Consider the following 203-nt stretch of genomic DNA (forward strand, 5'->3'; position numbering starts at 1 on the left):
ATCAATTGCTTGAACGCCGAGGGCGTCTGGTTGAGCACCGTCACCCCGGCGTCGCACAGCAACTCGTGGAACTGCTGTGGGGAACGGCTGATGTCGTATGGCACGATCAACAGCTCGCCACCGTGCAGCAGCGCGCCGAAGATTTCCCAGACCGAGAAGTCGAACGCGTAGGAATGGAACAGGCTCCAGACATCCGCCGCGCC

The 203-nt window shown here is 61.6% G+C and carries 1 protein-coding gene; it reads right to left on the minus strand.

What is annotated here, in order from left to right:
- Positions 1–203, minus strand: a 203-nt coding sequence (locus AC3A5O_RS28885; RefSeq protein WP_487754032.1) for an AMP-binding protein, incomplete at both ends; no start/stop codon positions are given.

This window comes from Pseudomonas sp. Soil_N_39 (assembly GCF_057655955.1).